Source organism: uncultured Thiothrix sp., from assembly GCF_937873765.1.
GTDB lineage: Bacteria > Pseudomonadota > Gammaproteobacteria > Thiotrichales > Thiotrichaceae > Thiolinea.
Genome location: NZ_CALMZC010000014.1, coordinates 205,179 through 231,829, shown reverse-complemented (window position 1 = coordinate 231,829; position 26,651 = coordinate 205,179). Strand labels below are relative to the sequence as shown.

The following is a 26,651-nucleotide window of genomic DNA, read 5'->3' as shown; positions in this document are numbered from 1 at the left end:
AGCTTATGCTGCCATCACTCAACCAATCCCTGCAAGCTATAGCCCGCTATTTCGGCTATAATAAAACATGCCCTCTATGTAGGACTGAGCTTAGCCAACTTGAAGACTTGCTTTGTACTCACTGCTATCAAGCCTTGCCTTGGCAAGTTTTGCCTATTAAACAAACTATCACTCCACTCTTAAGCGCTTTTACTTACGCTAGCCCTATTAAACAGCTTATATTAGAAGGCAAAAATAGTAAGTCTCTAGACAAAATCCAGCTCTTAGCACAGTTATTGGAGCAGAAATTTCCAAGCCTCATTACTGAACTACCAGAGGCAATTCTGCCGGTTCCTTTGCATTTTAAACGCCTAAGACAACGTGGCTTCAATCAGTCCGTAGAACTAGTACGACCTTTAGCTCAGCACTTGGGTATACCGTTAATTCTCAAGCAAATTATTCGCCAACGCTATACCGACGAGCAGAAAAAGTTGGCTGCTTTTGAACGTCAACATAATCTAGCACAAGCGTTTCAACTGGTGCAGCCTATGCCCTATAAACATATCGCGATCTTTGACGATGTGGTGACTACCGGTGCGACTTGTGCCGAATTGGAAATACTATTAAGTGATCATGGTGTCGAAAAAATTCAGATTTGGTGCTGTGCACAGACAAAAATGACCTGAGACAGCAAATCCTCTAGTATATGAACCTATTAGCTTTTTAACCCTAGCAGGATAGGAAACCAGACATGATTCGAAGCATGACTGCTTTTGCACACCACGAAATTTCTTCAACCCATGGCAAATTGAGTTGGGAATTACGTTCTGTTAATCATCGCTATCTAGATATTAGTCTGCGTGTTCCAGAAGAGTTTAGATCCTTAGAGAACAATTTCCGCACTCTTTTACAAAATCGCTTACATCGTGGCAAATTAGAGGCCTCTCTGCGTTATGCAGCCGGCGTTGGCGAAAATTCAACCATAGTGGTGAATGAACCCCTAGCGCGGGCATTGATAATTGCATGTCGCCAAATTGAGGCGCTAACTAATAACAGCGAAACCCTCAAAGCTGTAGATATTTTACGGTGGCCGGGGGTAACTTTAGACAGTGCGCCTGATTTAGAAAAATTAGGGCAAGAAGCCGAAAAATTACTTCTAACTGCTTTAGATGACTTAGTTGCTACGCGTGAACGTGAGGGGAAACGCCTAGCTGAATTTATTGACTCGCGTTGTGATCAAATCGCAGAAATCTTAGTCCGTATTCGTAAACGTCGCCCTGAGATTGTTAACGGAATTAAAGACAAGATCTATCAGCGTTTAGCTGAACTGGATGTGATTCCTGATAATAATCGCCTTGAACAGGAACTGGTGATTCTCGCCCAACGCTTGGATGTTGAAGAAGAGTTAGACCGTTTAATGGCGCATTTAGACGAAATCACTGCTGTACTGGAACGTGATGAACCGATTGGTCGGCGGATGGACTTTCTGATGCAAGAACTGAATCGAGAAGCCAATACCTTAGCTTCCAAATCCAATGATGCAGAAACGACCCAAGCCGCTGTTGACTTAAAAGTACTCATCGAACAGATGCGTGAACAAATTCAGAACATTGAATAATGATGGCTGCCAAAGATTATTATCAGGTATTGGGGATTTCACGAGGAGCTAGTGCAGAGGATGTTAAACTAGCTTACCGCCGCTTAGCGCGTAAATATCATCCTGATGTGAGCCAATTGCCGGGTGCTGAGGAGCATTTCAAGGCAGTAAATGAGGCTTATGACATTTTAAGTGATAGCAGCAAACGTCGAAAATACGAACAGCAACAAACTGTTAATAGAGCAAGTCACACTGAAACTCCAGTCAAAGAGCCACCGCCCACCCGTAAGGTGGATGTGGCTTTCTTTGAAGAAATTAGTAAGCAGGAAGTCCCTGATACACGCCGTAGCTCAGCAATTTTTAATAGCTTATTTGGCAAAAAACGCCGCAATAAACCATCTGAGTCTAAACCGCAAGCTCCATTAGAACCACAGGAATATCATTTAACCCTACAAGTTGAAGATTTATTCTTTGACACCGTTAAAGCTATTCAAGCTCCGAATGGCGATACTTTGCAAGTTCGAGTGCCGAAAGGTTCTACCGAAGGTAGTCGGTTACGCTTAGTGGGAAAAGGTTTAGCAGGTACGGATTTAAGCTTGGTGATTCACATTGCTGCACATCCTTATTATGAACTGATCGGGCAAGACTTATACTTAGATCTGCCAATAAGTCCTTGGGAGGCTGCATTAGGTGCAACAATTTTAGCTCCTACACCCCATGGGCCGGTAAGCTTAAAAATTCCACCAGCTAGTGAATCAGGCAAGAAAATGCGTTTAGCTGGTCGTGGGCTAACTACTAGTACCGCCAAAGGTGATATGTATATTACCTTGCAAGTTCAAACCCCACCGGCCACCACCAGTCAACATCAAGAATTTTATGCCCAGATGGAGCGTGCTTTTAATTGGTCACCTCGGCAGCATTTAAAAACGACTCGATAAACGGCCTGATCGTTTGCGTGGTTTTTTTGGAACAAAATTTAAAATAGTGGTATTTTCACTACACAACAATGCCTAGTGTTCAGCTTTGCAAAAAGCGCCCAAGGCTGGTCTACAATAAACAAATTCACGACGCACAACGTTTCAGGATGCAGATAAGATGTCACCAAGTATGTGGAAGCGCGCTCTACTCACTACATTGTTAATGGCTGGTTTACAAGGCTGTGCTTGTGCGGGCGCTTTGCCTGATAGCGTTAATGGTCAAGCTTTACCCAGCCTAGCACCGATGTTAGAAAGGATTACCCCTGCAGTGGTAAATATTACCACCGAGGGCAAACAAAAAATCGATGAATCCATTTTAAACGACCCTTTTTTCAAACGTTTTTTTGGCAATGTGCAAGGTGAGCGCAAAATCGACGGTACAGGTTCAGGCGTAATCGTGCATTCACGGCATGGACATATTCTTACTAATTTTCATGTTATTGAAGGCGCTGAACGTATTACGGTCACTTTAAATGATGGGCGTCGCTTTCAAGCACGCATTATTGGAGCTGATCCTAAAGTTGACTTAGCGATTATTTCTATTAAGCCTGATCGTTTAGTAGCTATGCGTTTTGGTGACTCTGATCGCTTAAAAGTAGGTGATTTTGTAGTTGCTATCGGCAACCCTTATGGAATCGGTCAATCAGTTACTTCTGGCATCATTAGTGCACTTCATCGGAATCCAGGGATTGGTGAGTATGAAAACTTTATTCAAACCGATGCTTCTATCAACCTAGGCAATTCAGGCGGCGCTCTAGTTAATTTGCGTGGGGAATTAATTGGGATTAATACCGCCATTTTGGGCGGTCAAAGCGGTGGTAATATTGGTATCGGCTTTGCCATTCCGGTCAATACAGCAGCAGGCATCATTGATCAAATCGTGCGTTTTGGTCAGGTAGAGCGTGGTCTATTAGGGATTGAGGTCAGCGATGTGGATGCACAAATCGCTACCGATTCACGTTTACCGGCTAACACAGGGGCTTTAGTTGAGCGCGTATTTCCTGGTTCTGCTGCTGAACGTGCAGGTTTACAGGCAGGTGATGTCATCTTACAGGTGAATGATGCTGAGATTAGTGCGGCTAGCGATGTTAAAAGCTTAATTGGCTCCGTACGGGCTGGAACCTTATTGAAAATAACGTATTTACGCTCAGGTCAGACTTTTATTGCTCAAGCCAGAATCGGTCAGGTTGGGTCAACTAACAATGCCACCAATGCGCAGAAACCTTTTTGGGAAAGCAACTAACCTTAATTAGCTTGCTTATAATACCAGCAATACTTAAAGGAATAAGATTGACAAGCGGCAAAAAAATGCTATAAATGGTGGAACTGATACAGCCTGCGTTCATCTAAGTAAATAAGAAGCATAAAACAAGCTCGCTTCTAATTTAAAAATGAAGGTAGGCAATCATTGCAAATTTCCGCGAAATGAAGAGACGCGACATGAAAAAGCACTAAAGCCCGGTGCTGTCGAGGTTTCTTTTGCGGATACAGGTTTGGTGTCCCCAATCCAGACCTGTTTATTAAACCCCGGCTTTTAGACCCCCTGTTTGGCCGGGGTTCCTTTTTATAGTTAGAGTTTATGCACCTCTACTCTAAATGAACAGCTAATGAATACGAGTATTCGATTTACTGTACTCACGCTCGAACCATTCATTTAACTTCTCCCACAACAGCTCCAACCCCAAACCACTACTAGCGGAAAAAGCTTGTACTGTCAAAGGATTACGATATTGAAGCAGCTCTTTGCGCACCGCTAGCACCGTATTCTGCATCGCTCCACGACTTAATTTATCCGCTTTATTGAGTAAAATATGTACCGGTAGCTGACGATGAGCAGCCCATTCGAGTAAGCCTTGATCAAACATGGTCATGGGATGACGAATATCCATGACCAAAATCAACCCCTTGAGCGTGTTACGCGTAGTAAGATATGCCTCGATAAACTTCTGCCATTGCATCTTGAGATTTTCAGGCACTTTGGCATAGCCATAGCCGGGAAGATCAACTAGCAATTGCCCTTCTGGCAGGGTAAAAAAGTTAATCAACTGAGTGCGTCCGGGTGTTTTACTGGTGCGTGCCAGCGATTTTTGAGAACACACACGATTGATTGTACTGGACTTGCCTGAATTAGAACGCCCCGCAAAAGCTACTTCGAGGCCACTTTCTTTAGGAAGGGTTTTTGGAGTAGTGGCGCTCTGCACAAAACTAGCTTGCTGATAATAATGATTCATCATGATGTTAGCGTTCTCTAATGCATTTTTTGAGGTATGATTGCGGGATATGATATACAATTCTGGCACTTTTGGAGGATACCCGGCGGCCATCCTCTCAGGCAAACGAATTTGTAGCTTTACTTCGATGTTTTTGGGAGCACTTTCTAGATGAAGAAGACACTCATCCTAGCACTAACCAGCCTTGCATTGAGCACTTCCGCTGTATGGGCAGCCGATGCAGCCCTAAAAGGGGATCCTGCTGCGGGTAAGACAAAATCAGCCACCTGTGCCGCCTGCCACGGCGCAGATGGTAACAGCACTAACCCAGAATGGCCAAAATTAGCTGGTCAAGCTGAGAGTTATCTATTCAAGCAATTACAGAACTTTAAAGCCGGTCAAACTGCCGAAGGTGGTCGCTATAATGCTTCGATGGCACCAATGGTCGCCCCATTGACGGATCAAGATATGGCTGACTTGGCTGCCTACTTTGCTAGCCAAACGACTGCTCCTGGCAAAGCAGATCAAACTCAAGTAACTTTAGGTGAACAAGTTTACAAAGGTGGGAATGCATCTAATGGCATCCCAGCTTGTGCAGCTTGCCATGGACCTACAGGAAGCGGTAATCCCGCTGCTAATTTCCCATCTCTAGCAGGTCAACAAGTCACTTACGTGAAGAATCAATTAAATAACTTCCGTACTGGTGCACGTGCGAATGACAACGGCAAAATGATGCGTAATATCGCTGTTAAAATGACTGATGCCGAAATGACTGCGGTTGCTGAATATATCTCTGGTTTACAGAAGTAATTTGCTATTTGCTAATCTTCTGATATATAGACAAAGGGTGGCTAGTCCACCCTTTATTATTTGCCCTGAACACGAATCTTACTGATCTTAGACTAATTATGAAAATCTCACGCCCTACGAGCACGCGCCTACTTGATTTTCTAGGCTCTATGAACCTTGCTATTGCGCTCTTAGTGATTGTGGCGATTGCCTCAGCTATTGGTACGGTTCTGAAACAGAATCAGCCTTATCCTGATTATGAAATTAAATTTGGTAAGTTTTGGTTTGAATTTTTTGGTTCGCTGGGTTTGTATGATTTGTATGCTGCAGTGTGGTTTTTGCTGATCTTAGGCTTTCTGTTACTGTCTACCACTATCTGTGTGATTCGTAATACGCCCGGTATCATGCGCGAATTACGCCATTTCCGTGAAAAAGCTCAAGAAAAATCGTTGCGTGCAATGCATCACTCTCTTAACTTCACCACCACTCAACCAGTGGAGCAAATTCAAGCACTCTCACAACAAACCTTAAAGCATGAAGGTTTCCGTTTCCGGACGCACCAAGAAAACGGGACTAGTATTGTAGCTGCTATGAAAGGGGGGGCTAATAAATGGGGCTACTGGTTAACCCATATTGGCATGATTGTTATCTTTATTGGTGGACTGCTCGATAGCAAACTCCCGACTATGTTTGGCGAGTGGGTGGGCACTATTAAGCCGGAAACTCGTAATATTCCTGCGTCAGAAGTACCTCCTATCAGCCAACTAGGAGTCAATAACTTTTCCTATCGGGGCTCAGTCGATATTCCTGAAGGACGTACCGCTAATATTATTTTCCTACCGATACGTGAAGGTTATTTGGTACAGCGCCTACCTTATGAAATCGAAGTGAAAGATTTCAGAGTTGAGCATTACTCAACGGGTCAGCCCAAGTCATTCGAGAGTGATATTGTGATTCACGATCCTGATCTCAAAGAACCCTTTGCACACACCATTTCGGTCAATCACCCTTTGATTTATAAAGGCACAGCTATCTATCAAGCAAATTTTGGTGACGGCGGCTCTGAAGTACAATTACAACTCAACCCATTAACCAAACAATATGCTCAACAAACTTTAACTGGGAATATTTCACAAGATTACAACTTAAGTAGTTCTACCGAGAAATATCGTTTAGAACTCGACAACTTTCGCTTATTTAATATCAACCCTGTCAAAAACGATAAAGGCGAAGAAGAACAAAAAAATATTGGCCCAAGTGTGATCTTCCGTTTAAGAAATGCAGCGGGTGAGGCGATTGAATACAGTAACTATATGAATCCCGTGATCATTGAAGGACGCATGTACCTCATCAGTGGCGTGCGCAAAAGCCCTGCTGATCCTGAACGCTTTCTCCATATTCCTGCTGACCAAAAAGGCTCTGCCGAATTATTCCTAACTTTCTTAAGCGCTTTGCAGGACGATGAGTTTGTGCGTACTACTGCCATCACTACTACACGCAACTCGATGGGCGCAATACAGAATCAACAAGTAGATAGTGCAACGGTTGAGAATCAGATTGTAGAATCGATGGTCCGATTGACTCAATTATTCGCCACTAAAGGTTTTGATGGTATTATGAGCGACATTGAAGCGCGCTTCCCTGAAGATCAACGTGCCCAAGTGAGTGAAGCCTTTACCAAAGTACTGCAAGCCTCGCTACGTGGTGTGTATCTTGATGTGTTAAAGCAGCACGGCATCACTGAGCCTAAAGATACAGATTGGCTATTTTTTGATGATAGTTTGAATGCGATCTCGAATCTGCCTTTCTATGGCTCGCCTTGGTACATTCAGCTCAAAACCTTCAAGCAGATCGAAGCGTCTGGTTTACAAATTACACGTTCTCCCGGGCAAGATGTGGTGTATCTGGGTTGTATTATGCTAACAATTGGGGTCTTTTTATTATTCTATGTGGCACAACGTAGAATTTGGGTGATGGTCAAGCCATTGGAATCTGGTGAAAATGAAGTCATTGTAGCGGGCGGCACCAATCGTAATCCGCATGATTTTGACAAGTATTTCCAACGCTTAGGTTTAGCCTTTCAGACAGTGCTTACAGTAAGAGGTGATTGATAATGTCTGTTACACAAGAAGCCATGCAGGCGCTGATGGACAAACCGAGTTTCTGGCAGCGTCTTAAACTGACGGATTGGATTTGGGCAGCACTGGTTTTAGTAGGTACTGCTTATGCCTATCTGCTCTACTCGCAGGCGATGGATATTTATGAACAAGGTTTTTTGATTGCCAGTGCACCTGCTTTGATCGCCTTGGGTTGGAACTGGCGCGCTGTCCAGCCTTTAAGCTTATTGATTACAGCTTTTAGCTTGCTAGGCATTTGGCTTTACAGTGGCAATATCGCTAATGCTGAAGCTGTCTTTGGCCTAAAATATCTATTCTCTAGCCAATCCGCGATTATGTGGATGAGTGCTTTGTTTGTGATAGCCACCGTTTTTTATTTTGGTGGCTTAATTGCAAATAATGAGTTCATTGCTAAAACAGCAAGTACTTTAACTTGGTCTGCAGTTATTATGGGTTTTACTGGCCTGATGGTGCGCTGGTATGAATCGTATTTGGTCGACCCTGAATTCGGACATATTCCTGTTAGTAATCTATATGAAGTTTTCATTCTCTTCTGCCTGATCACGGGTATTTTGTATTTATATTATGAAGGTCGCTATCGTAGCCGTGCTTTAGGCGGTTTTGCTCTCTTAGTGATTAGTGCTGCAGTAGCCTTTTTGCTCTGGTATAGCTTCGAGCGTGGTGCACACGAGATTCGCCCATTAGTACCTGCTTTAAAAAGCTATTGGATGAAAATTCATGTTCCTGCCAACTTCGTCGGCTATGGTGCTTTCGCTTTGGCAGCAATGACTAGTTCGGCTTATTTAATCAAATACTATTACAGTCACCCATCGCGCTTAGTCGCTATTCTAGTACCTAGCTTTATATTCCTTAGTCTATTCACGTGGATTTTTGCACGGACGGCATTTGGTAAAACGCCCTTTGAAGGTAGTCTAATTAGCCTCGGTTTAAACTCAGCAGGTATTGCTTTTGCAGTTACTTTATTGCTCACGGCACTGGGTGTGCTCTTGATGCTACCCAGTACGCAGAAGACGCTACCCTCTTTAGAAATGCTTGATGATATTACCTACAAAGCCATCGCCTTAGGTTTTGCCTTCTTTACGATTGCGACGATTTTAGGCGCGATGTGGGCAGCAGAAGCTTGGGGCGGTTATTGGTCATGGGATCCTAAGGAAACATGGGCCTTAATTGTGTGGTTAAATTATGCAGCTTGGCTACACTTCCGCTTCTCTAAAGGCTGGCGTGGTACACAGATGGCATGGTGGGCAGTAATTGGTTTATTTATCACACTGTTTGCTTTCTTAGGCGTCAATATGTTCCTGTCCGGTCTACACTCTTATGGTGAACTTTAAGCCTAGTGTCAAGGTCTGAGCTAAAGATTTGCGATGCAACACAATAACGACGGAGAATAATTGATGAGAATGGTAAAATTTTTCCTACCTATGGTGACAGCCTTACTGTTTACTTTGGCAGGTTGTATGTCGGAAGTCACTCAAGCCGAATACACGGAAGGTAAGCAATACTCACTGATTGACCCACCAGTGGCTTTAAAAGCTCCTACAGGTCAGCATGAAGTCACTGAAATTTTCTGGTATGGCTGCCCACACTGCTTCCACTTAGAGCCAACCATTAAAGATTATCTAAAAACTAAGCCTGCGAATGTGTTCTTTAATCGGGTACCTGGCACTTTAGGTGAAACTTGGGATTATCATGCTAAGCTCTATTATATTGGCTATATTTTAGACCGTGATGGTGCTAAAGATCTACATGGTAAGATTTTCAATGCAGTCCATGTGCAACGCCGTCCTTTACCACGCTTTGAACGTGGCAATACAGCAAAAAATGATGACAACCTACGGCGTTTCTTTGAATCGTTTGGCTATGCCACTGACGAAATCAATAAAGCCATGAACTCAATGGAACTCAACTCTTTATTGAGTTACGCACGTGATATTAATACTAAATCAGGTATTGATTCCGTACCCAGCATCATTGTCAATGGTAAATACTTAACCGGTCCTAGCAAAATGACGGGGACTGATAAGCTCAATGATGTCATTAAATATTTAACTACTTTACCTCGCTAACCCTCACTATGCGCGCTTTGAGTTTTTTTGATCGTCTTTTAGTGGAAATTGATCAGTCACTTCGTGCCACTCTCGCCATTCCCACTACTACGGAACGCACTAACCCAGCACAAAATGTTTTGCCGCTAGCTGAGTTAAGCGAAGAAGAAAGAAAACACTCCGCTCAATTGATGCGTATTAATCACGCGGGTGAAGTCGCTGCACAGGGCTTGTATCGTGGTCAAGCCCTGACTGCTAAACTGCCACAAGTACGTGCCCAAATGGAGCGTGCTGCTTTAGAAGAAAATGATCACTTAGCTTGGTGTGCACAGCGCTTAGCTGAGTTATCTAGTCATCGTAGCCATTTAAATCCGCTGTGGTATTGGGGCTCGTTTTCAATGGGCGCTGCTGCTGGTTTAATCGGTGACAAATGGAGCTTAGGTTTTGTTAAAGAAACTGAAGATCAAGTTGAACAACATTTAGCTAATCATTTAGGAAAATTACCCGCGAGCGACCTGCCTAGCACTGTCATTTTACAGCAGATGAAAGAAGATGAAGTACGGCATGGTCAGATGGCTCAACAGGCGGGTGGCGCTAAACTCCCTTTCCCGATTCGCAAATTAGCCATGCCCTTGATTTCAAAGCTGATGACGAGTACGGCTAAATATATCTAGTCAGCTAACCACTCAATTTGCTGATACCCCAATTCCTGGGCGAGTAAGACAGCTAGCTCATCTGCTAGCTCCATCGAAGTCTCCTCCATACCCAAATCGCGGCATTGCGTAACCTCTAAACCTGCATAGCCACAGGGATTGATGCAGGTAAATGGCTTTAAATCCATATTTACGTTTAAGCTGAGACCATGATAAGTTTTACCGCGGCTTACGCGTAAACCTAAAGCTGCTATCTTTTTACCGTCCACATAGACACCGGGAGCTTCACGATCCCCTGTTGCTGTTATCTGACGATTCGCTAACAGCTTGATAATCGACTGCTCAATTTTCATCACTAGCTCACGCACTCCCAGATTTAAACGGCGTACATCAACCAACAGATAAATAACCAGTTGGCCAGGGCCGTGGTAAGTCACTTGGCCACCACGGTCAACTTTGACGACAGGAATAGCACCCGGATCAAGTACATGCTCCATCTGCCCATTACGACCTAGGGTAAACACTGGCTCATGTTCTAAAATCCACAACTCATCCAGCGCATCTTCAGAGCGCTGCTGAGTGAAGGTTTGCATAGCTTCCAAAGTAGATAAATAGGGCTGATTTATACCTAAGACACGGATTTTTAAAGAGCCCACAATACCAGCTCGCAGGCTTGCAAATCATGATAAATCGCGTCTAATTGCTCTCTACTAGTGGCATTCACACCCAAAGTTAGGCTGTGATATTTGCCAGTACGACTTTGATTGGTACGAATCGCCTCCATTGAAAAGGCTGGATCGTGTTTTAGAATAATGTCGTGGATGACTTGGGCTAATTGATCATGCGCCGCCCCCACCACTTTAATGGGAAAATGACTTGGAAATTCCATGTTCACTTCAGATCGGCTAAACGTACTCATTTTGGCTCCTTAGTCCGCGAAAAATTTCTGGACACTATCTGACATACGCCGCCACAAGCCCCCTTCCGCAATATCTTCGAGGGCTAATAAAGGGACTTCTTTCAAAACTCTACTCTGTTCAGAAAATACAATTTTTCCTAAAACATCTCCGCGTCGAATCGGTGCGTCAATTGCTTTATCAAATTGAATCACCCCTTTAAGTTGGTCATAGCGGCCTTTGCCTATACTTACATATAGATCATCAATCACACCTGCAGCCACATGCGTTTTTTCACCTTGCCAGACTCGAACCTCAGATAAAGCATCACCACCTTTGTACATCTTATGAGTTTCAAAGGTACGGAAACCGTATTCCAATAAGCGTTGACTCGACTCAGCCCGACTATTTTCGTCAGTTGAACCCAGCAACACTGAAATTAATCGCATATTATCGCGCTTAGCAGAGGCTACTAAACAGAAACCTGCTGACTCAGTATGACCTGTTTTCATACCATCGACGGATGGGTCACGCCACAATAATTTGTTGCGGTTATGTTGCTTAATATTGTTATAGGTGAATTCTTTTTCAGAATAGAGCTTATATCGATCAGGGAACTCAGTGATTAGAGCACGCGCAAGCACCACAATATCACGCGCGGTGGTATAGTGATCGGGTGCGGGCCAACCCGTGACATTTTGATACTGACTCTCATTCATACCTAATTCTTTAGCGGTTTCATTCATGCGCTGCACAAAAGCAGTCTCAGAACCTGCGATATGCTCAGCCAAAGCGACAGCGGCATCATTACCTGATTGAATAATGAGACCACGCAGCAATTTTTCAAGCTGTACTTTTTTACCTAGCTCTACAAACATGCGCGATCCTTGCATTTCCCAAGCATGTTGGCTAATCAGCACTTCATCATCGAGCTTAATCGTCCCTTTGCTCAGTTCACGATAGATAATATAAGCCGTCATAAGCTTGGTGATGCTTGCTGGCTCTACTTTCTCGCCCGGATTGAGAGAGGCCAACTCCTCGCCACTTTGAAAATCTACTAAGACAAAGCTGGTGGAGTCTACTTCAGGAGCACCATCCGCTAAGGCCACAACTTGCCCCCCTTTAGGTGGACTTAATGGCTTAGCATTATTACCTGCACCGGCTGGCATATCTTCAGAGCTGTCCACTGTAGCAGCGGGTACAGATTTGGTAGGTTTCGTTTCAGCATGGGCTAAGCCTGATAACAATAAACCGACCAACAGTATTCTCAGTAACATCCTGTTATTCACTCTCTATCTCATTGATTTATTTCGACAACACGGAAAGTTGCCAAACCATTGTTTTCTAGTGCATCTTTCACAGTGTCAATTTGATCTTGGGTATACAGTGGCCCAATCCGTACTTGATGCATTGACTTACCGTCTTGCATCGCCGTTGCCATTTCAGTTTTAGCTAAGCCCACCGAGGTCAAACGCACAAACATTTCTAGTGCTTCATTTTGCTCAGCAAAATTATTTACTACCACATAAAAACTTTTGCCTGTCGCTTTCGCAGCCTGTTCAACTTTAACTTGCTCTGGTGTTTGTTTAGCTTTGACTCGAGCGCGTTCAGCAAGTTTACCCTGCCCCGATTCAGTATGTTGTTGGGCTAAAGCCTCTACCCGCACTTTGACTGTTTCCCACCCCTTGTTGGTACTCATGCCTAAAGCATTGGCAGCTGCAAAAGATAACTGGATTAAATCATCGGTTTCAAAAGGTCCACGATCATTAACACGTACAATCACAGTTTTTTGATTTTCCAAGTTCGTGATACGCACGAAACTTGGTAAAGGCAAACTTCGATGAGCTGCCGAGAAACTATTCATATCGAAAGTTTCACAGCCCGCTGTTTTAAATCCTTGTAGCTCCTTACCATACCAAGAAGCTGTACCCTCTTCCTGATAACCACTCACTGAACTTAGCACTTGATAGGTCTTGCCTTTCAAAGTGTAACTTGGTTCATTACCACAACTCATAGCGCTGTTCGTTTTCAAAGGAGGAATAGAACCCATCGCGCTTGGTTCATCAGTCGTCAAAGCACTACAGCCTGCTAATAAGCTGACAGTAAGCCCCCATAACAGTACTCGTTGAATCATTTTCATCGTTGTTATCATCATTAATTCATGGCTTGCCTTAAGATTTAGTCTAAGGCTTTGCAGAGTAACAGATCATTAACGTCCCATCCGTTGACGGATGGCTTGCGCCAATTGGTGAACAGCCAGTGCATACTTATTGCTATGGTTATAGCGAGTAATCACATAGAAGTTATTCCCGCCTAACCAAAACTCACTCCCTGCAGCCCCGTCCAGTAGAATTAAGCTAGCTTGTCTTGCCCGTATATGACTCACTGGCACAACCCCCTCTGCCGCGAGTGCTGACAAGCCTAAAGTAGGCTTAACTGGCTTTTCATTCAGCAGTCTAGCATAGGCTTGACCGGAAACATAAGCAGGAACAGCCACATCCTCGCCACTTTGCCAACCATGTCGCGCTAGGTAGTTAGCGACACTGCCGATCGCATCTTCTGGATCCCAAAGATTACGCTGTCCATCACGGTTAAAATCCTGCGCATATTGCCGATAACTACTGGAGATAAATTGGCCTAAGCCCATCGCTCCAGCATAAGAACCTTGCCAGCCAAAAGGCTGAACTTGTTCTTCGCGAGTCAGTAATAAATATTGCTCTAACTCTTTTTGGTAAAAATCGGCACGTTTAGGAAAATCGAAGGCTAAAGTCGTTAAAGCTTGCAACACATAATAATTGCCTGTGTTGCGTCCATAGAGTGTCTCAACCCCAATGATTGCTACAATATAAGCAGGGTCAACTCCATATTGCTGGGCAGCGGCCTCGATTGCACTCGCATATTGCCGCCAAAAACCTACACCGTTGTTAATCCGATCTTCTGTTAGGAAAATCGAACGATATTGAAACCAAGGTTTTCCTTCAGCAGGCTTACTAGCTTTAGCAAGAATATCCTCATTGCGCTGTACATTTGCAAATAGACTCTGCAGTTGCCTTGCATCAAAACCATGTGTTTTATGCATGCGGCTAATAAAAAACTGCAGCGCAGGATAACTTAAATAAGCACCACTCGTTGCTGGCGACTGTATTTGTGGAGGTAGGGGTTCAGGAGTACCAGATTGAATAGGTGGTATGACTGGCTGCTGCGGATAAGTGACTGCTGGCCTATTCGGTCGTTGGGGTCGAGGTCGTGGATTGACCAGAGGATCAGCAGAGGGAATGCCTGTCGATTGGCCAGAGCCAATACCGGCTTCAGGTATACTATGTGTACTGCTACAAGCACTTAAACTTAAAGCTAACACGACTAAGCCAAAGACTCGCGTCTTTCCCCAAAATACTTGCATGCTATAGCCCTATTCCTCTGTCTGATAATTACGCTTACGCTTTTTCATACCCATGATAATGCCAAAGGCACTCATGAGCGTGACTACCGAGGTTCCACCATAACTCACTAATGGCAAAGGAATCCCCACTACAGGCAACACCCCACTCACCATGCCTGTATTAACCACCAAATAGATAAAAAATGTTAGGCTTAAGCTACCTGCTAATAACCGCGAAAAAGTGTCAGCACCTTTAGACGCAATATATAACCCACGCCAAATAATAAACACGTATAAGCTAATCAACAGCAGATTGCCTAAAAAGCCAAACTCCTCACCAAAGACAGCGAAAATGAAGTCAGTATGTCGTTCTGGCAAAAAGTCTAAATGTGATTGGTCGCCATGCAACCAACCCTTGCCATACACGCCACCCGAACCAATGGCAATTTTAGATTGATAAATATGATAACCCGTACCTAGTAAGTCACTTTCAGGATCAAATAGGGTAAGAATCCGCTGTCGCTGATATTCATGCATACCGTAGTTAAACATCAAGGGAGCAGCAATAGCGATAGCCGCTAACGAGCCACCAATCAGCCACCAAGACATACCGGCTAAATAAATAACGAATAAACCAGACAGTGCAATCAACAACGAAGTACCTAAGTCAGGCTGCTTCATAATCAGCACCATCGGTACTGCGACTAAAATCAAGGCAACGATGATATCGAGAAAGCGCGGCGGCAACGGCTTTTCAGAAAAATAGTAAGCCACCATCATGGGTACTGCTAGCTTCATCATCTCTGCAGGCTGAATATCAATTCCCAAATAGAGCCAACGCTGTGCACCCTTTTTAATAACCCCCACCATCAGCACTAAGATCAATAGCACAACGCCAATACCATACAACCAAATCGCAAACTGCCTTAAAGTTTTACCCTCTACTTGGGAAAACAGCAGCATCAACACCAAGCCTAAAACGAAATGGATACCTTGGCGGTATACCATCATCATTGATGTATCTGAAGCACTATAAAGGGTGACCAATCCCATAAACATGAGCATCGATAAAGCAGCCAGCATCACTAAATCTACGCGCTGCAGCATTTTCAACAGTGAGGCTGGTAATAATCCAGAAATCATTCATCAGCTCCCTCTACGCGTGGCACGATATCGGCAGGTTCTACTTCACCACTTTCTTCAGTAGGGGGCTCGTCATCGTATTTCTTTAATAAGTAAGCATCCATGACCTTACGGGCAATCGGTGCTGCTGTGGAGCTACCACCGCCACCATTTTCAACAATCACAGAAACTGCAATCTGCGGATTATCCGCAGGGGCAAAACCTACAAACAAAGCATGGTCGTGTAAACGTTTAGCTAACCGTGAGGCATCATAACGAGCATTTTGAGCAATCCCAAAAACCTGCGCAGTGCCCGTTTTACCCGCAATGGTATAGGGCGCACCAACCCCAACGCGTTTAGCTGTACCATAAGATGCATGTACTACATGCACCATACCCTGTACTACCATTTCCCAATGGCGTTTATCGCGGGCTGGAATTTGCGCAATGACTTCTGGCTGCAGAATTTGCTCAGGTTTATCCTTAGCCATACGAAAGGCGCGTAAGACATGTGGGCGAATCCGCTTGCCACGCATAGCGACACTTGCAGTAGCATGTGCAAGTTGAACAGGGGTTGCCAGCCAATAACCTTGTCCGATCCCAATATTAACCGTATCGCCCGGATACCAAACCTGCTTATAGCGGCGTTGTTTCCACTCCGGTGTGGGCATTAAACCATCCGACTCAGAAGTTAGATCAATCCCAGTTTTCTTACCAAAGCCAAACAAACTCATATAGCCCGAGAATTTATCTACACCCATACGGTAGGCCATATCGTAGAAAAAAGTGTCACAGGATTGGGCAATAGCATAATCCATGCTCACCCCACCATGACCCGATTTTTTCCAGCAGCGATAGCGATGTTTGTGCCCCGGAATTTGAAAAAACCCCGGATCATAAACAGTTTTACCCGGCCAAATGACTTTTTCATACAATCCAGCCATAGTGTTCATAGGCTTAACGGTTGAACCCGGTGGATAAGCCCCTTGTAAAGCGCGGTTGTAGAGCGGACGGTCAGGATCGTCACGCAGCTCAGTATAAATTTTGCTGGAGATCCCATCGACAAAAAGATTAGGGTCAAAAGTGGGAACACTCGCCATCGCTAATACTTCACCATTCCGTGGATCGATAGCCACCACAGCCCCACGTTCACCTTTAAGTAAGGCCTCTGCTTTGAGTTGTAGATTAATATCTAAACCTAAAATTAAATCCTGTCCTCCTACTGCCTCTTCGCGCTCAATCATATCCTGATGCCGACCATGTGCATCGACCTCGGCTAGATCATAACCTGCTTGACCATGCAAACGATCTTCGTGAGCGGCTTCCACACCGATTTTGCCAATATGAGTAGTACCTGCATAATTATTCTTATCCAAGCGCTCTAAATCGCGATCATCAATCCGCCCGACATAACCAATCACATGGCTAGCAACGGTACCTAACGGGTAATAACGCTGCATACGCCGCTCTAAATTCACCCCTGGAAAACGGGATTTGTTGACAGCGAACATTGCCATTTCTTGCTCAGTAAGGTTTTCTTTCAGCGGTGTTGGTTGATAACGACTGCGGCGATTCACTTGCTGGCCAAAAATACGCAAGTCTTTTTCTGAAAGCGGTACGATTTTATTGAGACGCTCTAACATCATTTGCATGTCGTTCCAGCGTTTTTTGCCATCATTATTTTGATCCGGAACACTATCCCAAACGACCTCTAACACGTATTGCGCATGGTTATCTGCTAGCTTTGCCCCGTTACGATCATAGATTTGTCCACGCGTCGGAGCACGTGGAATGTGTTTTTGATAATTTTGTTTAGAAAGCACCGTATAAGCTTCGTGCTCTTGAATTTGCAAAAAATAGAGGCGTGTCATAATGCCTATTAAGGCGATTAACACGATCAGACCGGCAACAATAGCACGCGAGTTGAAGAGCTGTTGTTCATCCCGTTCTGTTTTAATTGATAAGCGCTCACCCATACCGTGCTGATACTAGAATTAATTAGTTTAATGATAAATACGATTTCATAGCCCAAAGAGATAAACTCCTGCTCTGAAAGTTTATCAGAAAATTGGCAGGAGTTTATGGGATGAGTACAGCTTAACTAAAAGTTTAATCTAAGCTTATTTGCTGGCTTCGTAACGCTTAATGCTATCTAAGATTTCTTGTTTAGCTTCAGCCGCATCAGCCCAACCGTCCACTTTTACCCACTTGCCAGGTTCCAACTCTTTGTAACGCTCAAAGAAATGTTGGATTTGCTTGATTAATAACGGTGAAAGCTGAGTATAAGAAGTTATATCCTTAAACTCAGGTGCCAGCTTACCAGCAGGAACAGCGACGACTTTTGCATCTTGACCCGCTTCGTCAGACATTTTTAAGACACCAACTGGCCGCGCTGGAATTACACAGCCATGTACCAATGGGTGGGGAGTTACCACTAAAACGTCAACCGGGTCGCCATCGTCTGACAAAGTGTGTGGCACGAAACCATAATTGGCAGGATAGAACATCGGCGCAGACATAAAACGATCCACTACCACTGCCCCACTCTCTTTATCTATCTCATATTTTACAGGAGAAGATTGAGCTGGGATTTCGATAATAACATTGACAGATTCAGGTACGTCTTTACCGACGGCAATTTTGTCGATATTCATAGCGGTCTTCCATTGGTTTAAAGCGGACTATTATAACGACTGTTGAATCTAACTTGCACTGCAACATTTAATTAAGTATAAGAAGTGACTCGATTGGAGCAGAAAAGGGAACCAAAATTTATGCGTATCGTACTTCTCGGAGCACCAGGCTCAGGTAAAGGAACTCAAGCACAACGCTTGACGGATATTTATAATATTCCGCAAATTTCGACCGGCGATTTACTGCGTGCCGCTGTTGCAGCAGGCACTGAACTCGGTAAACAAGCTAAAGTTGCCATGGATTCAGGTGGCTTGGTCTCTGATGATATAGTACTAGGCATGATTCGCGAGCGCTTACAGCAGTCCGATGCAGCTAATGGCTTTATTTTGGATGGATTCCCACGCAATTTAAGTCAGGCTGCAAGCTTAGATAAGTTGCTGGCTGAAGTGGGCCAACCGATTGATGCTGGCCTCTTAATCGATGTTGATTTTGATATTCTATTAAAACGTTTAACCGGTCGTTTATCTTGTAAAGATTGCTCGACCGTTTATAACCGCTACTTCTCTCCGCCAACTAAGGAAGGAGTCTGCGATAAATGCGGCAGTACGAACTTATATCATCGTGCTGACGATAATGAGGAGACGATTGGCAATCGCCTCAAGGTATATGAAGAGAACACCGCACCACTCATTAATTACTACGCAGATCAAGGTTTGCTCAAGCGTGTTAATGGCATTGGTGAGATGGAAGACATTACCAAGGCGATCCAAGCGGAACTGGCTACTGTTTAATATTGACGACCATTGACCATGTCCAATTCACTAAGCGAACAACTGCTGAAAGCAGGCTTGATTACCCAAGCACAAATTGATCAAGCTGAACAAACGAAGCAACAGCAGAAAGAAAAGGCGAAAGAAGCGCGCGAGCAAGCTAAGCTGAAACCAGCAAAACCCAATCGCAGTTTTACGCCTAAATCCAATAAACCTCCAGCAGCTAAACCGGAAGAGGTAAATACGCCTGAAGCGGATAAGAAGCCAGCTCCTAATAAACCTGCGAAATCACGCAAGTCTTCTGATTTGGAGCAATTCTACCGTGAGCGCAATGAACTTGAGCGCCAAGAGAAAGCGGCTGAAGAACAACGCAAACGTGAAGTGGCGGAGCGTAAGAAGCAAACGCGCCAGCAGGTGCGTGAGCTGATCACTGCTCATTTGAAAAATGTGGACGATGCAGCTATCCGCTACAATTTTGTAGTAGGTGAAACCGTCAAATATCTATATGTCACTGAGCAACAGCAACAAGAACTGGCTGCAGGTACTTTAGCAATTACTTTCCTAGAAGGTAAGCGCTGCCTAATCCCTAGTGAAGTGGCTGAACAAATTTTAGCGATTGATCCCGATAAGTTAATTGTGCTGAATAAAGATGGCGTTGAGACTGAAGAGCTGGTAGTACCTGAAATACCTGTGAAACCGGTCACACCGTCAGTTGAGTAATTTACTCATTTCTATGGCTTGACGATATAGCTTATTCTTTGCCTGCCCGGTAATTCGGGCAGCAATCCTTGCCGCTTGATTGACTGAAATCTCTTCCTCTAATAAAACCTGCAACACCGTTTCCACCGCAACACTGCCTTGCTCTACTACATCGTTAGAACCCTTGACCAACACGACAAACTCACCTTTTTGCATATCGCTATCCATGCCTAAGCGTGTTAGTAAGCTCTGCGCCGTATCTCGATAAAAACTTTCATAAAGTTTCGTCAGTTCACGAGCAATGACTAACTCGCGCTCTGCCCCTAAGACAGCAACTAGATCCTCTAAAAATCCCTCAATACGATGACTGGACTCATAAAAAATTAAGGTACGTGTTTCAGCCTTAAGTTGTTCAAAACTCGCTTTGCGCGCTGAAGACTTGGCCGCTAGAAAGCCTTCAAATACAAAACGATCGGTCGCCAGACCAGCGGCTGATAAAGCCGCGACCACGGCACAAGCACCGGGAATCGGTACTACTCTAAAGCCTGCTTTAGCTACCTCTTTAACAAGATGATAGCCCGGGTCGCTAATCAAGGGAGTACCTGCATCACTTACCAAAGCGACATTCATGCCTTGCTCTAAATCAGCGAGCACTTGCGTGACACGAGTCGCCTCATTATGGTCGTGCAGACTCACTAACTGTTTCTGAAAGCCTAAGTGAGTGAGCAAGCGTAAAGTGACACGTGTATCTTCAGCATAGATTTTTTCAACTTCTTTCAAGGTCTTAATCGCACGTTCGGTAATATCAGTTAAATTACCAATTGGTGTAGCAACACAATACAAACTAGCGCTCATAGCAACCTAGACTGGCTTTAGATGAAAGGTAGGTATGATCAGGCTTTGCCGAGCTTTTTGCTATCCCTAAAAAGCGAAATCCTGCTATAGTTTCAGCCTAATTGAGCTTAAGCGCTGTTAGTTCCTCGTATATTTAGGATAGTTATAATGACAATTCAGGACTTACGCTACTCATTATCAATGGGCTTGATGAGTGGGATATTTCTGCTGCAAGGATGTAGTCTCAATTCCAATCTGTTTGCGAATAATGCTTCTACTAACCAGCAAACCTTTGGTGAAGGTCGTGTGGTTAGTCAATTTAAAGGCACACCAACTGTCGAATTAGGTAACCAACTGTTTAAGCAAGGCCGTAAACCCCAAGCGGCTGAAGTCTATTATCAAGCTGCCTTAAGCTTACCGTCACCCCAACGTGAGCGTGTCATTCTCCAAGCCGCTGAAGTCACTGCCTCTTTAGGCGATGAGAACACCACTAAGCACTATCTGCAAAAAATTCCGCGCCAAGCCTTAACCGGTGAGAATCAAGCACGCTATCGCTACACCTTAGCTTTATTGGCCTTACAAAATGAGCAAGCCACTCAAGCTCTACGCTTATTACCTTTACCCCATTCGGTGATATCAACGGGCTTACGCAGTAAAGTGTCTTTAGTGCGGCAACGCGCTTTAGAAATGGGTGGAAGATTACCCCCTCAGCCAAGTAATCTGTCAGGTATTCCGCCAGAATTACAGCCACACTCCGAAACAAATCAGCACACGACTCAGCAACAGAGTACTTTACCACGCGCAGTGGAAAATTTAGCAGTGTTGCTCCCAGACAGTGGGGCTTTAGGGTCAGTCGGTAAAGAAATTTATCAAGGCATGCAGGATATGGGCAACCAGTTGGGGACAGTCACTCGTAGCAAGCAATATGCGACCACCGCAGCAAATGTCATTAACCAATACCAACAAGCAACTAGCGAAGGTGCAGATATTGTCGTCGGCCCCTTGGACAAAGACGCTTTAGATGGGCTTTTAGCCAGCAATGTTTTAACTGTACCGGTGTTAAGTCTAAATTACGCCACTGATGGGCAAAGCTCACCAGCACTTTATCAGTTTGGTTTATCGCCTGAAGATGAAGCACGCCAAGTAGCCGCTTTTACTACAGGTCGTGGTTTACGCCAAGCTTTAGTCTTAGTGCCCGACTCACAATGGGGTAGTCGTTTAGCGGAAGCATTTACCGCCGCGTATAGTGCTGCTGGTGGTCAAGTCATTATCAGTGTGGCTTATCCAAACAATACGAGCAAAGATTATCTGGGTACTCTACAAGCGGCATTAGCGAATAGCAGCGGTGCACAAATGGTGTTTTTAGGAGCTTCCCCTACGCAAGCGCGTTTAATGAAACCTTTACTGCAAGCGCAAGCGCCAGACTTACCGGTTTATGCTACTTCACATGTGTTCTCTGGGCGTGTAGAAAGAAATAAAGACGCTGATTTAGAAGGTATTATCTATACCGAAATACCCTTTGTATTGCAAAGCCTACAGCAAGGTAGTTTAGAGCAGCTAAAATACCCGCGCCTGTATGCTTTAGGCATGGATGCAGTGGCTATTGCCAAGAACCTACCAGCTCTTGCCCAAAATCAACGCATACAAGGCCACACGGGTGAAATTAGCCTCGCGCCCAATCGTCTGATCCAACGTCGCTTAGTAATGGCAACCTTTAAAGATGGTTTGCCCACTGCTTTAGAATAATGGCTAGTCGCCAAACACTTGGGCAACTAGCGGAAACTTGGGCTTGTGATTATTTGCAAGCTCAGGGTTTTAAACTCTACACACGCAATTATCGTTTACGTGGGGGTGAAATCGATTTGATTGGGCAAGATGGCGAGCATCTGGTCTTTGCTGAGGTGCGCTATCGTAGCCGCGAAGACTTTGGTGGAGCGCTCTATAGTGTCGATCTGCGCAAACAACAAAAAATTATTCGCACCGCTCAACACTATTTACTGCTGCACCCCTATGATTTAGCTTGCCGCTTTGATGTGATTGCTATCAATGCTCAGCAACAAATTACTTGGCTCAAAAATGCTTTTGACGCGAGCTAAACCTCCGCTAATTAGGAATGATCATGTCTAACACTCATAAATCCGGTTCTAACCCTGTTGATTGCAATAGTGTGGAATTTTTCCGTGAGGCTAGCCCCTATATTCATAAGCATCGCGACAAAATCTTTGTGATAGCCTTCCCGGGTGAAGTATTAGGGCAAGCGAACTTCCGGCGTATTTTGCAAGATATCGCTATTATTGCGGCTTTGGGTGCGAAGATTGTACTTGTCCATGGCACACGCCCACAAATTGATCGGCGCTTAGAGCAATTAGATCACCCTATTCACTTTCATAATGGCCTGCGCATTACGGATCGAGAAGCTTTACAAGCCGCTCAAGAAGCCTGTGGAGCCGCACGGATTACCATCGAAAATGCACTTACCTATATGCTCGCTCAACCCGGAGTCGGCAATATTGGTCCCGGAGTAATTTCTGGCAATTTTGTCACTGCCCGCCCAATTGGTGTGCTTGATGGCGTTGATTATGGCTATAGCGGGCAAATCCGACGGATTCGGCATAATTTTATTCGTCAGCAATTAGAAAATCGCCATATTGTACTGCTCTCCCCTTTAGGCTATTCACCGACCGGAGAAGCCTATAATTTGCGTTATGAACAACTGGCGATTGAAGCAGCACAAGCCCTTGAAGCTGACAAAGTCATGTTATTAGACGAGACTTCGTTTGATCTGCCTAATAACTTAACGATTGAAGAAGCTGAAGCTTACGTCGATCAACACGATATGCTGCCACAAATCATTGCAGCTCTTAAACATAAGGTCGGTCGAGTGCATTTATTAGATGCGAATGTTGATGGAATTTTGCTGACTGAACTTTATACTCGAGACGGGATCGGCTGTATGATCTCTGCGGATGCATATGAAACAATTCGCGCGGCAGGTGTCGATGATATTAGTGGAATTCTGGATGTGATTCGCCCGATGGAGCAAGCCGGTATTCTGGTTAAGCGTTCGCGGGAGCAATTAGAATTAGAGGTGAATCGCTTCCAAGTCTTTGTGCGTGATCAGAAAATTATTGGCTGTGCGGCTTTATATGATACGGCTGATCCTAAGGTGGGCGAATTGGCCTGTTTAGCGGTTGATCCACATTATCGGACGGCCAATCGTGGCGACCGTTTATTACAGGCTATTACGCAGCTCGCCAAGCTTCAGCAGAAACAAAAATTACTGGTGCTCACCACCCAAACGACTGACTGGTTTAGAGAGCGCGGCTTTGTGGATGCCGATATTGCGGATTTACCGGAGAATAAAAAGCAGGTCTATAATCATAAGCGCAATTCAAAGGTGCTGTTTAAAACACTTTAAGGGTTGATCTAGTTGATTAACAGCCTTATTGCTTCATCAACTCTACCCGACGGTTACGCGCACGACCTTCAAGAGTTTCATTGGTGTCGCGTGGGCTAGCTTCGCCATAGCCTTGAGTACTCAAACGGTTATCAGCAATCTTAAAGCGTTCCACCAAAGCGATTTTGACCGCTGCGGCACGCCGGTTGGAGAGATCAAGGTTGAAACTGTCGCTGGCAATATTGTCGGTGTGCCCGCCGATGGCGAGTTTCCAGTCAGAGTGTTTGTTAAGCAGCTTGGCGATGGTACTTAGGGTTTCATCCGATTCCGGGCGCAAGGTGGCACTGTTAAAGCTGAAAAAGATGTCGTAGATGTCGACTTTCTCGCCTTCTTGCAGGGCTTTTTCCAGTTCAGCAGCTTTGTTGCCACTCCCCACGCCGCCAGCACCTTGACCAAGGCTCAGGCTACCTGTGCCGCCGCCTATTGAGCCCGTACCTGCACTGCCACCACCGTTGCCATTACCAGCGCCTAAGCTACTAACATTGGCTGCGCCGCCGCTACCGGTGGGGAAAGGTTCGGCATCAGTGTCGAATTCGCCAAATATGTCCAGCGGCTTGTCCGTATTGGTGGCTATTGGCAGGTCATCGCTGCGGTGGCAGTCAAAGGTAATCTGTGTCACTTGTAGGCGATCCCGTTCTGAAGGTGCGGGCGAGGTTGCGGCGATTTCTTCCAACATTTTGCTCATCACCGGGTCGTCGGCAAACTTGGCTTTCAAGGCCTCATCTGCGCCAAACCCCAGACGGAACTTTAATATCAATGGGTTATCGGGGTCATCCAGTACAAAAAACTCGGCTTGTTCTGTGCCAAATACACCCTTGACCTGTAAGGCGGGTAATTCCGCCGGTTTGCCATTCAACAAAACTGGGAAGGGGACGGGAGTTTTATCCGCCAATTCCAGTGCGTATACGGAGGGTGCAAACCACCAGCGATAGGGCGACTCAGGATCAAGCACATTTTCTGGGGTAGTGCTGTAATTGAGTGTGGTGACGATGGAAACTTCTGCTTTGCCCGTGGTTTTCAAACGGATGTAGTTGTCGTCAGTCAGACTGATAGCCACGCTGTTCGGCACGGCTTCCGGCAGAATCGGGCTGAAAACCGCCAGATAGTAAGCTGCTTTTTGCTGGTCTTCACGCAATACCCTGCGGGTCACGTTAGTGTTGATCAGTTCCGGCGGCTTGTCGCTGAAGGGGTCAACAACTTCGTGTTCACTGGAATAATGCAGGGTGATACCAGCATCATCCACAGCAGTAATGCGTTTGATGGATTCATAATCTCCACTGCTTTGGTTAATAGCGGTGACGATGTTCAAACCGGGGCATAGCGGAATGCTAGGAGTGGTTGCAGCCATACAATTACTACTGAAGGTGAGGAAAAGCAGGAGCGTAACAGGCTTGGTACTCATGCTTTAGCGTCCTATAGCACCCATGCTGGGTACACCGATCCCCAAACAAAATTGACTCTGTTTTTTGGCACGATACACACAAGCATCTCCACCACCCTCAACACTGTTGAATCCGGCACTGAACACACCATCTCCTGTCGGGGAACGAGCAGTCAGGTTGCCCCCTTCGGATTTATCACTTTTTCCCATCGTAGCCAATGGCGCACCTGTTTCGCTATACACAGCAATCATGCGTGGCTCTGAGAATATGGCAGCAACATCCTTACCCGCTTTTGCCACCCCAACAGCACCATGCTCGCCTTCCAAAGTTGTTCCCATGAAGGCAACCGTTTCTCCCTTGGTATTTGCAATGCGCACCGTCCCAGAACCCGCTGCTGCTGGATTACTTCCCGCAGAAACAATCATAGTGCCCTTGTCGTCATATAAGCGTAATGCCAACTTTTTGCCAGTTTGTGTAGAAATTTCTGCACCCATCTGCCCACCAGCAGCACTTTGGTTGCCACCCGTATCTGGATTTTCCTGAGCTATTGGTGCAACACCTGGGGTCTGGATCACCAGCCCATCCCGCCCATCATCTCCTGACCCCAGTAATGCGCTCACATCGGCGTTTGTAACTGCTACATGGCTGCCATCATTATTGGCTTCGAGCAGTGCTGAATTGGAATCGTTTGTCAGCAAGATACGGCTACCTAGTACACCGGTTGCTATTGCTACAGTATTCTTTTTTTCCTGTGAGGATAGGGTCAGCGCTGTAAGAGTCCCATTATTATTGACGCGCATTATCAAATTGCCAGCCTTGTCGATAACCTCAAAAGGAGCTTTGATCCGAATCACATCGCCCTGTTTTTCTAGCATAGCTTCTAGGGTAGCAATACGCTTTCCCATTTCGCGGATACTGATGTGCGCGGACTCATCAAAGGTATTTGCAAGTGGCGCCATATAACCAGGCAAAAACAAAGCAAGTAATAAAAATAGATAGCGGGTTTGCATCAATCTGACTCCAATTTACTGGGTGAGACAACGACTCAAGGTATCATTGCCGGCTTGAGATGCGCTAACTAGCCATTCTA

26 protein-coding genes are annotated in these 26,651 nt (G+C 45.1%); 14 read left to right on the top strand and 12 right to left on the bottom strand.

Annotated elements, in window-relative coordinates; all coding sequences use genetic code 11:
• The first annotated feature begins 5 nt into the window (after window positions 1-5).
• From Q0307_RS04360 to Q0307_RS04345, 4 genes are all read left to right on the top strand, one after another.
• Window positions 6-665, top strand: coding sequence for a ComF family protein (locus tag Q0307_RS04360; protein ID WP_298657106.1), 660 nt, complete (start codon window positions 6-8; stop codon window positions 663-665).
• Window positions 666-730: 65 nt separating this feature from the next.
• Window positions 731-1,597 carry a YicC/YloC family endoribonuclease gene (locus tag Q0307_RS04355; RefSeq protein ID WP_298657103.1) on the top strand — a complete coding sequence of 289 codons (867 nt, stop codon included), beginning with the start codon at window positions 731-733 and terminating at the stop codon, window positions 1,595-1,597.
• The gene (locus Q0307_RS04350; protein WP_298657099.1) at window positions 1,597-2,514 is read left to right on the top strand and encodes a DnaJ C-terminal domain-containing protein; all 918 of its coding nucleotides are present in this window, start codon (window positions 1,597-1,599) and stop codon (window positions 2,512-2,514) included. Before Q0307_RS04355 ends, Q0307_RS04350 begins: the two co-directional genes overlap by 1 nt.
• Before the next feature lie 157 nt (window positions 2,515-2,671).
• Complete coding sequence (locus Q0307_RS04345) at window positions 2,672-3,796, top strand: trypsin-like peptidase domain-containing protein (RefSeq protein ID WP_298657096.1); 1,125 nt, start codon at window positions 2,672-2,674, stop codon at window positions 3,794-3,796.
• Window positions 3,797-4,157: 361 nt separating this feature from the next.
• On the opposite strand, the gene yihA is transcribed toward Q0307_RS04345, so the two are convergent.
• A complete protein-coding gene (gene yihA, locus Q0307_RS04340) occupies window positions 4,158-4,787 on the bottom strand; it encodes a ribosome biogenesis GTP-binding protein YihA/YsxC (RefSeq protein WP_298657093.1) in 630 nt (209 codons plus the stop codon).
• Between the two features lie 147 nt (window positions 4,788-4,934).
• On the opposite strand from yihA, the gene Q0307_RS04335 reads away from it, so the two are divergent.
• From Q0307_RS04335 to coq7, 5 genes are all read left to right on the top strand, one after another.
• Window positions 4,935-5,573, top strand: a complete 639-nt coding sequence (locus Q0307_RS04335; RefSeq protein WP_298657090.1) for a c-type cytochrome — start codon at window positions 4,935-4,937, stop codon at window positions 5,571-5,573.
• 98 nt (window positions 5,574-5,671) lie between these two features.
• Window positions 5,672-7,663 carry a cytochrome c biogenesis protein ResB gene (locus Q0307_RS04330; protein WP_298657087.1) on the top strand — a complete coding sequence of 664 codons (1,992 nt, stop codon included), beginning with the start codon at window positions 5,672-5,674 and terminating at the stop codon, window positions 7,661-7,663.
• Window positions 7,664-7,665: 2 nt separating this feature from the next.
• Window positions 7,666-9,021, top strand: a complete 1,356-nt coding sequence (gene ccsB / locus Q0307_RS04325) for a c-type cytochrome biogenesis protein CcsB (protein ID WP_298657084.1) — start codon at window positions 7,666-7,668, stop codon at window positions 9,019-9,021.
• A gap of 63 nt (window positions 9,022-9,084) precedes the next feature.
• Window positions 9,085-9,756 (top strand): thiol:disulfide interchange protein DsbA/DsbL, encoded by a 672-nt coding sequence (locus tag Q0307_RS04320; RefSeq protein WP_298657081.1) that lies wholly within the window; start codon window positions 9,085-9,087, stop codon window positions 9,754-9,756.
• Between the two features lie 8 nt (window positions 9,757-9,764).
• The gene (gene coq7 / locus Q0307_RS04315) at window positions 9,765-10,409 is read left to right on the top strand and encodes a 2-polyprenyl-3-methyl-6-methoxy-1,4-benzoquinone monooxygenase (RefSeq protein WP_298657078.1); all 645 of its coding nucleotides are present in this window, start codon (window positions 9,765-9,767) and stop codon (window positions 10,407-10,409) included.
• Here the strand turns inward: coq7 and lipB are convergent.
• The 8 genes from lipB to ppa all read right to left on the bottom strand — a co-directional run bounded on the left by lipB (window position 10,406) and on the right by ppa (window position 18,439).
• Entirely contained in the window at window positions 10,406-11,044 is a 639-nt protein-coding gene (gene lipB / locus Q0307_RS04310; protein WP_366936743.1) for a lipoyl(octanoyl) transferase LipB, read from the bottom strand. The two genes, coq7 and lipB, sit on opposite strands and share 4 nt — an antisense overlap.
• Window positions 11,032-11,307 carry a DUF493 domain-containing protein gene (locus Q0307_RS04305; RefSeq protein ID WP_298657074.1) on the bottom strand — a complete coding sequence of 92 codons (276 nt, stop codon included), beginning with the start codon at window positions 11,305-11,307 and terminating at the stop codon, window positions 11,032-11,034. Before Q0307_RS04305 ends, lipB begins: the two co-directional genes overlap by 13 nt.
• A gap of 9 nt (window positions 11,308-11,316) precedes the next feature.
• Complete coding sequence (locus Q0307_RS04300; RefSeq protein ID WP_298657071.1) at window positions 11,317-12,561, bottom strand: D-alanyl-D-alanine carboxypeptidase family protein; 1,245 nt, start codon at window positions 12,559-12,561, stop codon at window positions 11,317-11,319.
• A gap of 20 nt (window positions 12,562-12,581) precedes the next feature.
• Window positions 12,582-13,424: a septal ring lytic transglycosylase RlpA family protein gene (locus Q0307_RS04295; protein ID WP_298657066.1), complete on the bottom strand. Its 843-nt coding sequence runs from the start codon at window positions 13,422-13,424 to the stop codon at window positions 12,582-12,584.
• Window positions 13,425-13,493: 69 nt separating this feature from the next.
• Complete coding sequence (mltB, locus tag Q0307_RS04290) at window positions 13,494-14,684, bottom strand: lytic murein transglycosylase B (protein WP_298657063.1); 1,191 nt, start codon at window positions 14,682-14,684, stop codon at window positions 13,494-13,496.
• Window positions 14,685-14,693: 9 nt separating this feature from the next.
• The gene (rodA, locus tag Q0307_RS04285; protein WP_298657060.1) at window positions 14,694-15,806 is read right to left on the bottom strand and encodes a rod shape-determining protein RodA; all 1,113 of its coding nucleotides are present in this window, start codon (window positions 15,804-15,806) and stop codon (window positions 14,694-14,696) included.
• The gene (mrdA, locus tag Q0307_RS04280) at window positions 15,803-17,761 is read right to left on the bottom strand and encodes a penicillin-binding protein 2 (protein WP_298657057.1); all 1,959 of its coding nucleotides are present in this window, start codon (window positions 17,759-17,761) and stop codon (window positions 15,803-15,805) included. Before mrdA ends, rodA begins: the two co-directional genes overlap by 4 nt.
• Window positions 17,762-17,905: 144 nt before the next feature.
• The gene (gene ppa, locus Q0307_RS04275) at window positions 17,906-18,439 is read right to left on the bottom strand and encodes an inorganic diphosphatase (RefSeq protein WP_298657054.1); all 534 of its coding nucleotides are present in this window, start codon (window positions 18,437-18,439) and stop codon (window positions 17,906-17,908) included.
• 120 nt (window positions 18,440-18,559) lie between these two features.
• Here ppa and Q0307_RS04270 point away from each other — a divergent pair, with 120 nt between their 5' ends.
• Window positions 18,560-19,210 (top strand): adenylate kinase, encoded by a 651-nt coding sequence (locus Q0307_RS04270; RefSeq protein ID WP_298657051.1) that lies wholly within the window; start codon window positions 18,560-18,562, stop codon window positions 19,208-19,210.
• Window positions 19,211-19,228: 18 nt separating this feature from the next.
• Window positions 19,229-19,909, top strand: coding sequence for a DUF2058 family protein (locus tag Q0307_RS04265; RefSeq protein WP_298657048.1), 681 nt, complete (start codon window positions 19,229-19,231; stop codon window positions 19,907-19,909).
• Here the strand turns inward: Q0307_RS04265 and rsmI are convergent.
• On the bottom strand, window positions 19,898-20,743 hold the full coding sequence (gene rsmI, locus Q0307_RS04260; RefSeq protein WP_298657046.1) for a 16S rRNA (cytidine(1402)-2'-O)-methyltransferase: 846 nt from the start codon (window positions 20,741-20,743) through the stop codon (window positions 19,898-19,900). The genes Q0307_RS04265 and rsmI overlap by 12 nt on opposite strands.
• A 147-nt stretch (window positions 20,744-20,890) precedes the next feature.
• Here rsmI and Q0307_RS04255 point away from each other — a divergent pair, with 147 nt between their 5' ends.
• The 3 genes from Q0307_RS04255 to argA are packed head-to-tail and all read left to right on the top strand — an operon-like array spanning window position 20,891 to window position 24,140.
• The gene (locus tag Q0307_RS04255; RefSeq protein WP_298657044.1) at window positions 20,891-22,468 is read left to right on the top strand and encodes a penicillin-binding protein activator; all 1,578 of its coding nucleotides are present in this window, start codon (window positions 20,891-20,893) and stop codon (window positions 22,466-22,468) included.
• The gene (locus Q0307_RS04250) at window positions 22,468-22,818 is read left to right on the top strand and encodes a YraN family protein (protein WP_298657041.1); all 351 of its coding nucleotides are present in this window, start codon (window positions 22,468-22,470) and stop codon (window positions 22,816-22,818) included. The genes Q0307_RS04255 and Q0307_RS04250 overlap by 1 nt, the downstream gene beginning before the upstream one ends.
• A 23-nt stretch (window positions 22,819-22,841) precedes the next feature.
• Window positions 22,842-24,140: an amino-acid N-acetyltransferase gene (gene argA / locus Q0307_RS04245; protein ID WP_298657038.1), complete on the top strand. Its 1,299-nt coding sequence runs from the start codon at window positions 22,842-22,844 to the stop codon at window positions 24,138-24,140.
• 25 nt (window positions 24,141-24,165) lie between these two features.
• Here argA and Q0307_RS04240 read toward each other — a convergent pair whose 3' ends face one another.
• The gene (locus Q0307_RS04240) at window positions 24,166-25,581 is read right to left on the bottom strand and encodes an OmpA family protein (RefSeq protein ID WP_298657035.1); all 1,416 of its coding nucleotides are present in this window, start codon (window positions 25,579-25,581) and stop codon (window positions 24,166-24,168) included.
• A gap of 3 nt (window positions 25,582-25,584) precedes the next feature.
• On the bottom strand, window positions 25,585-26,571 hold the full coding sequence (locus Q0307_RS04235; RefSeq protein ID WP_298657032.1) for a hypothetical protein: 987 nt from the start codon (window positions 26,569-26,571) through the stop codon (window positions 25,585-25,587).
• Between the last annotated feature and the right edge of the window lie 80 nt (window positions 26,572-26,651).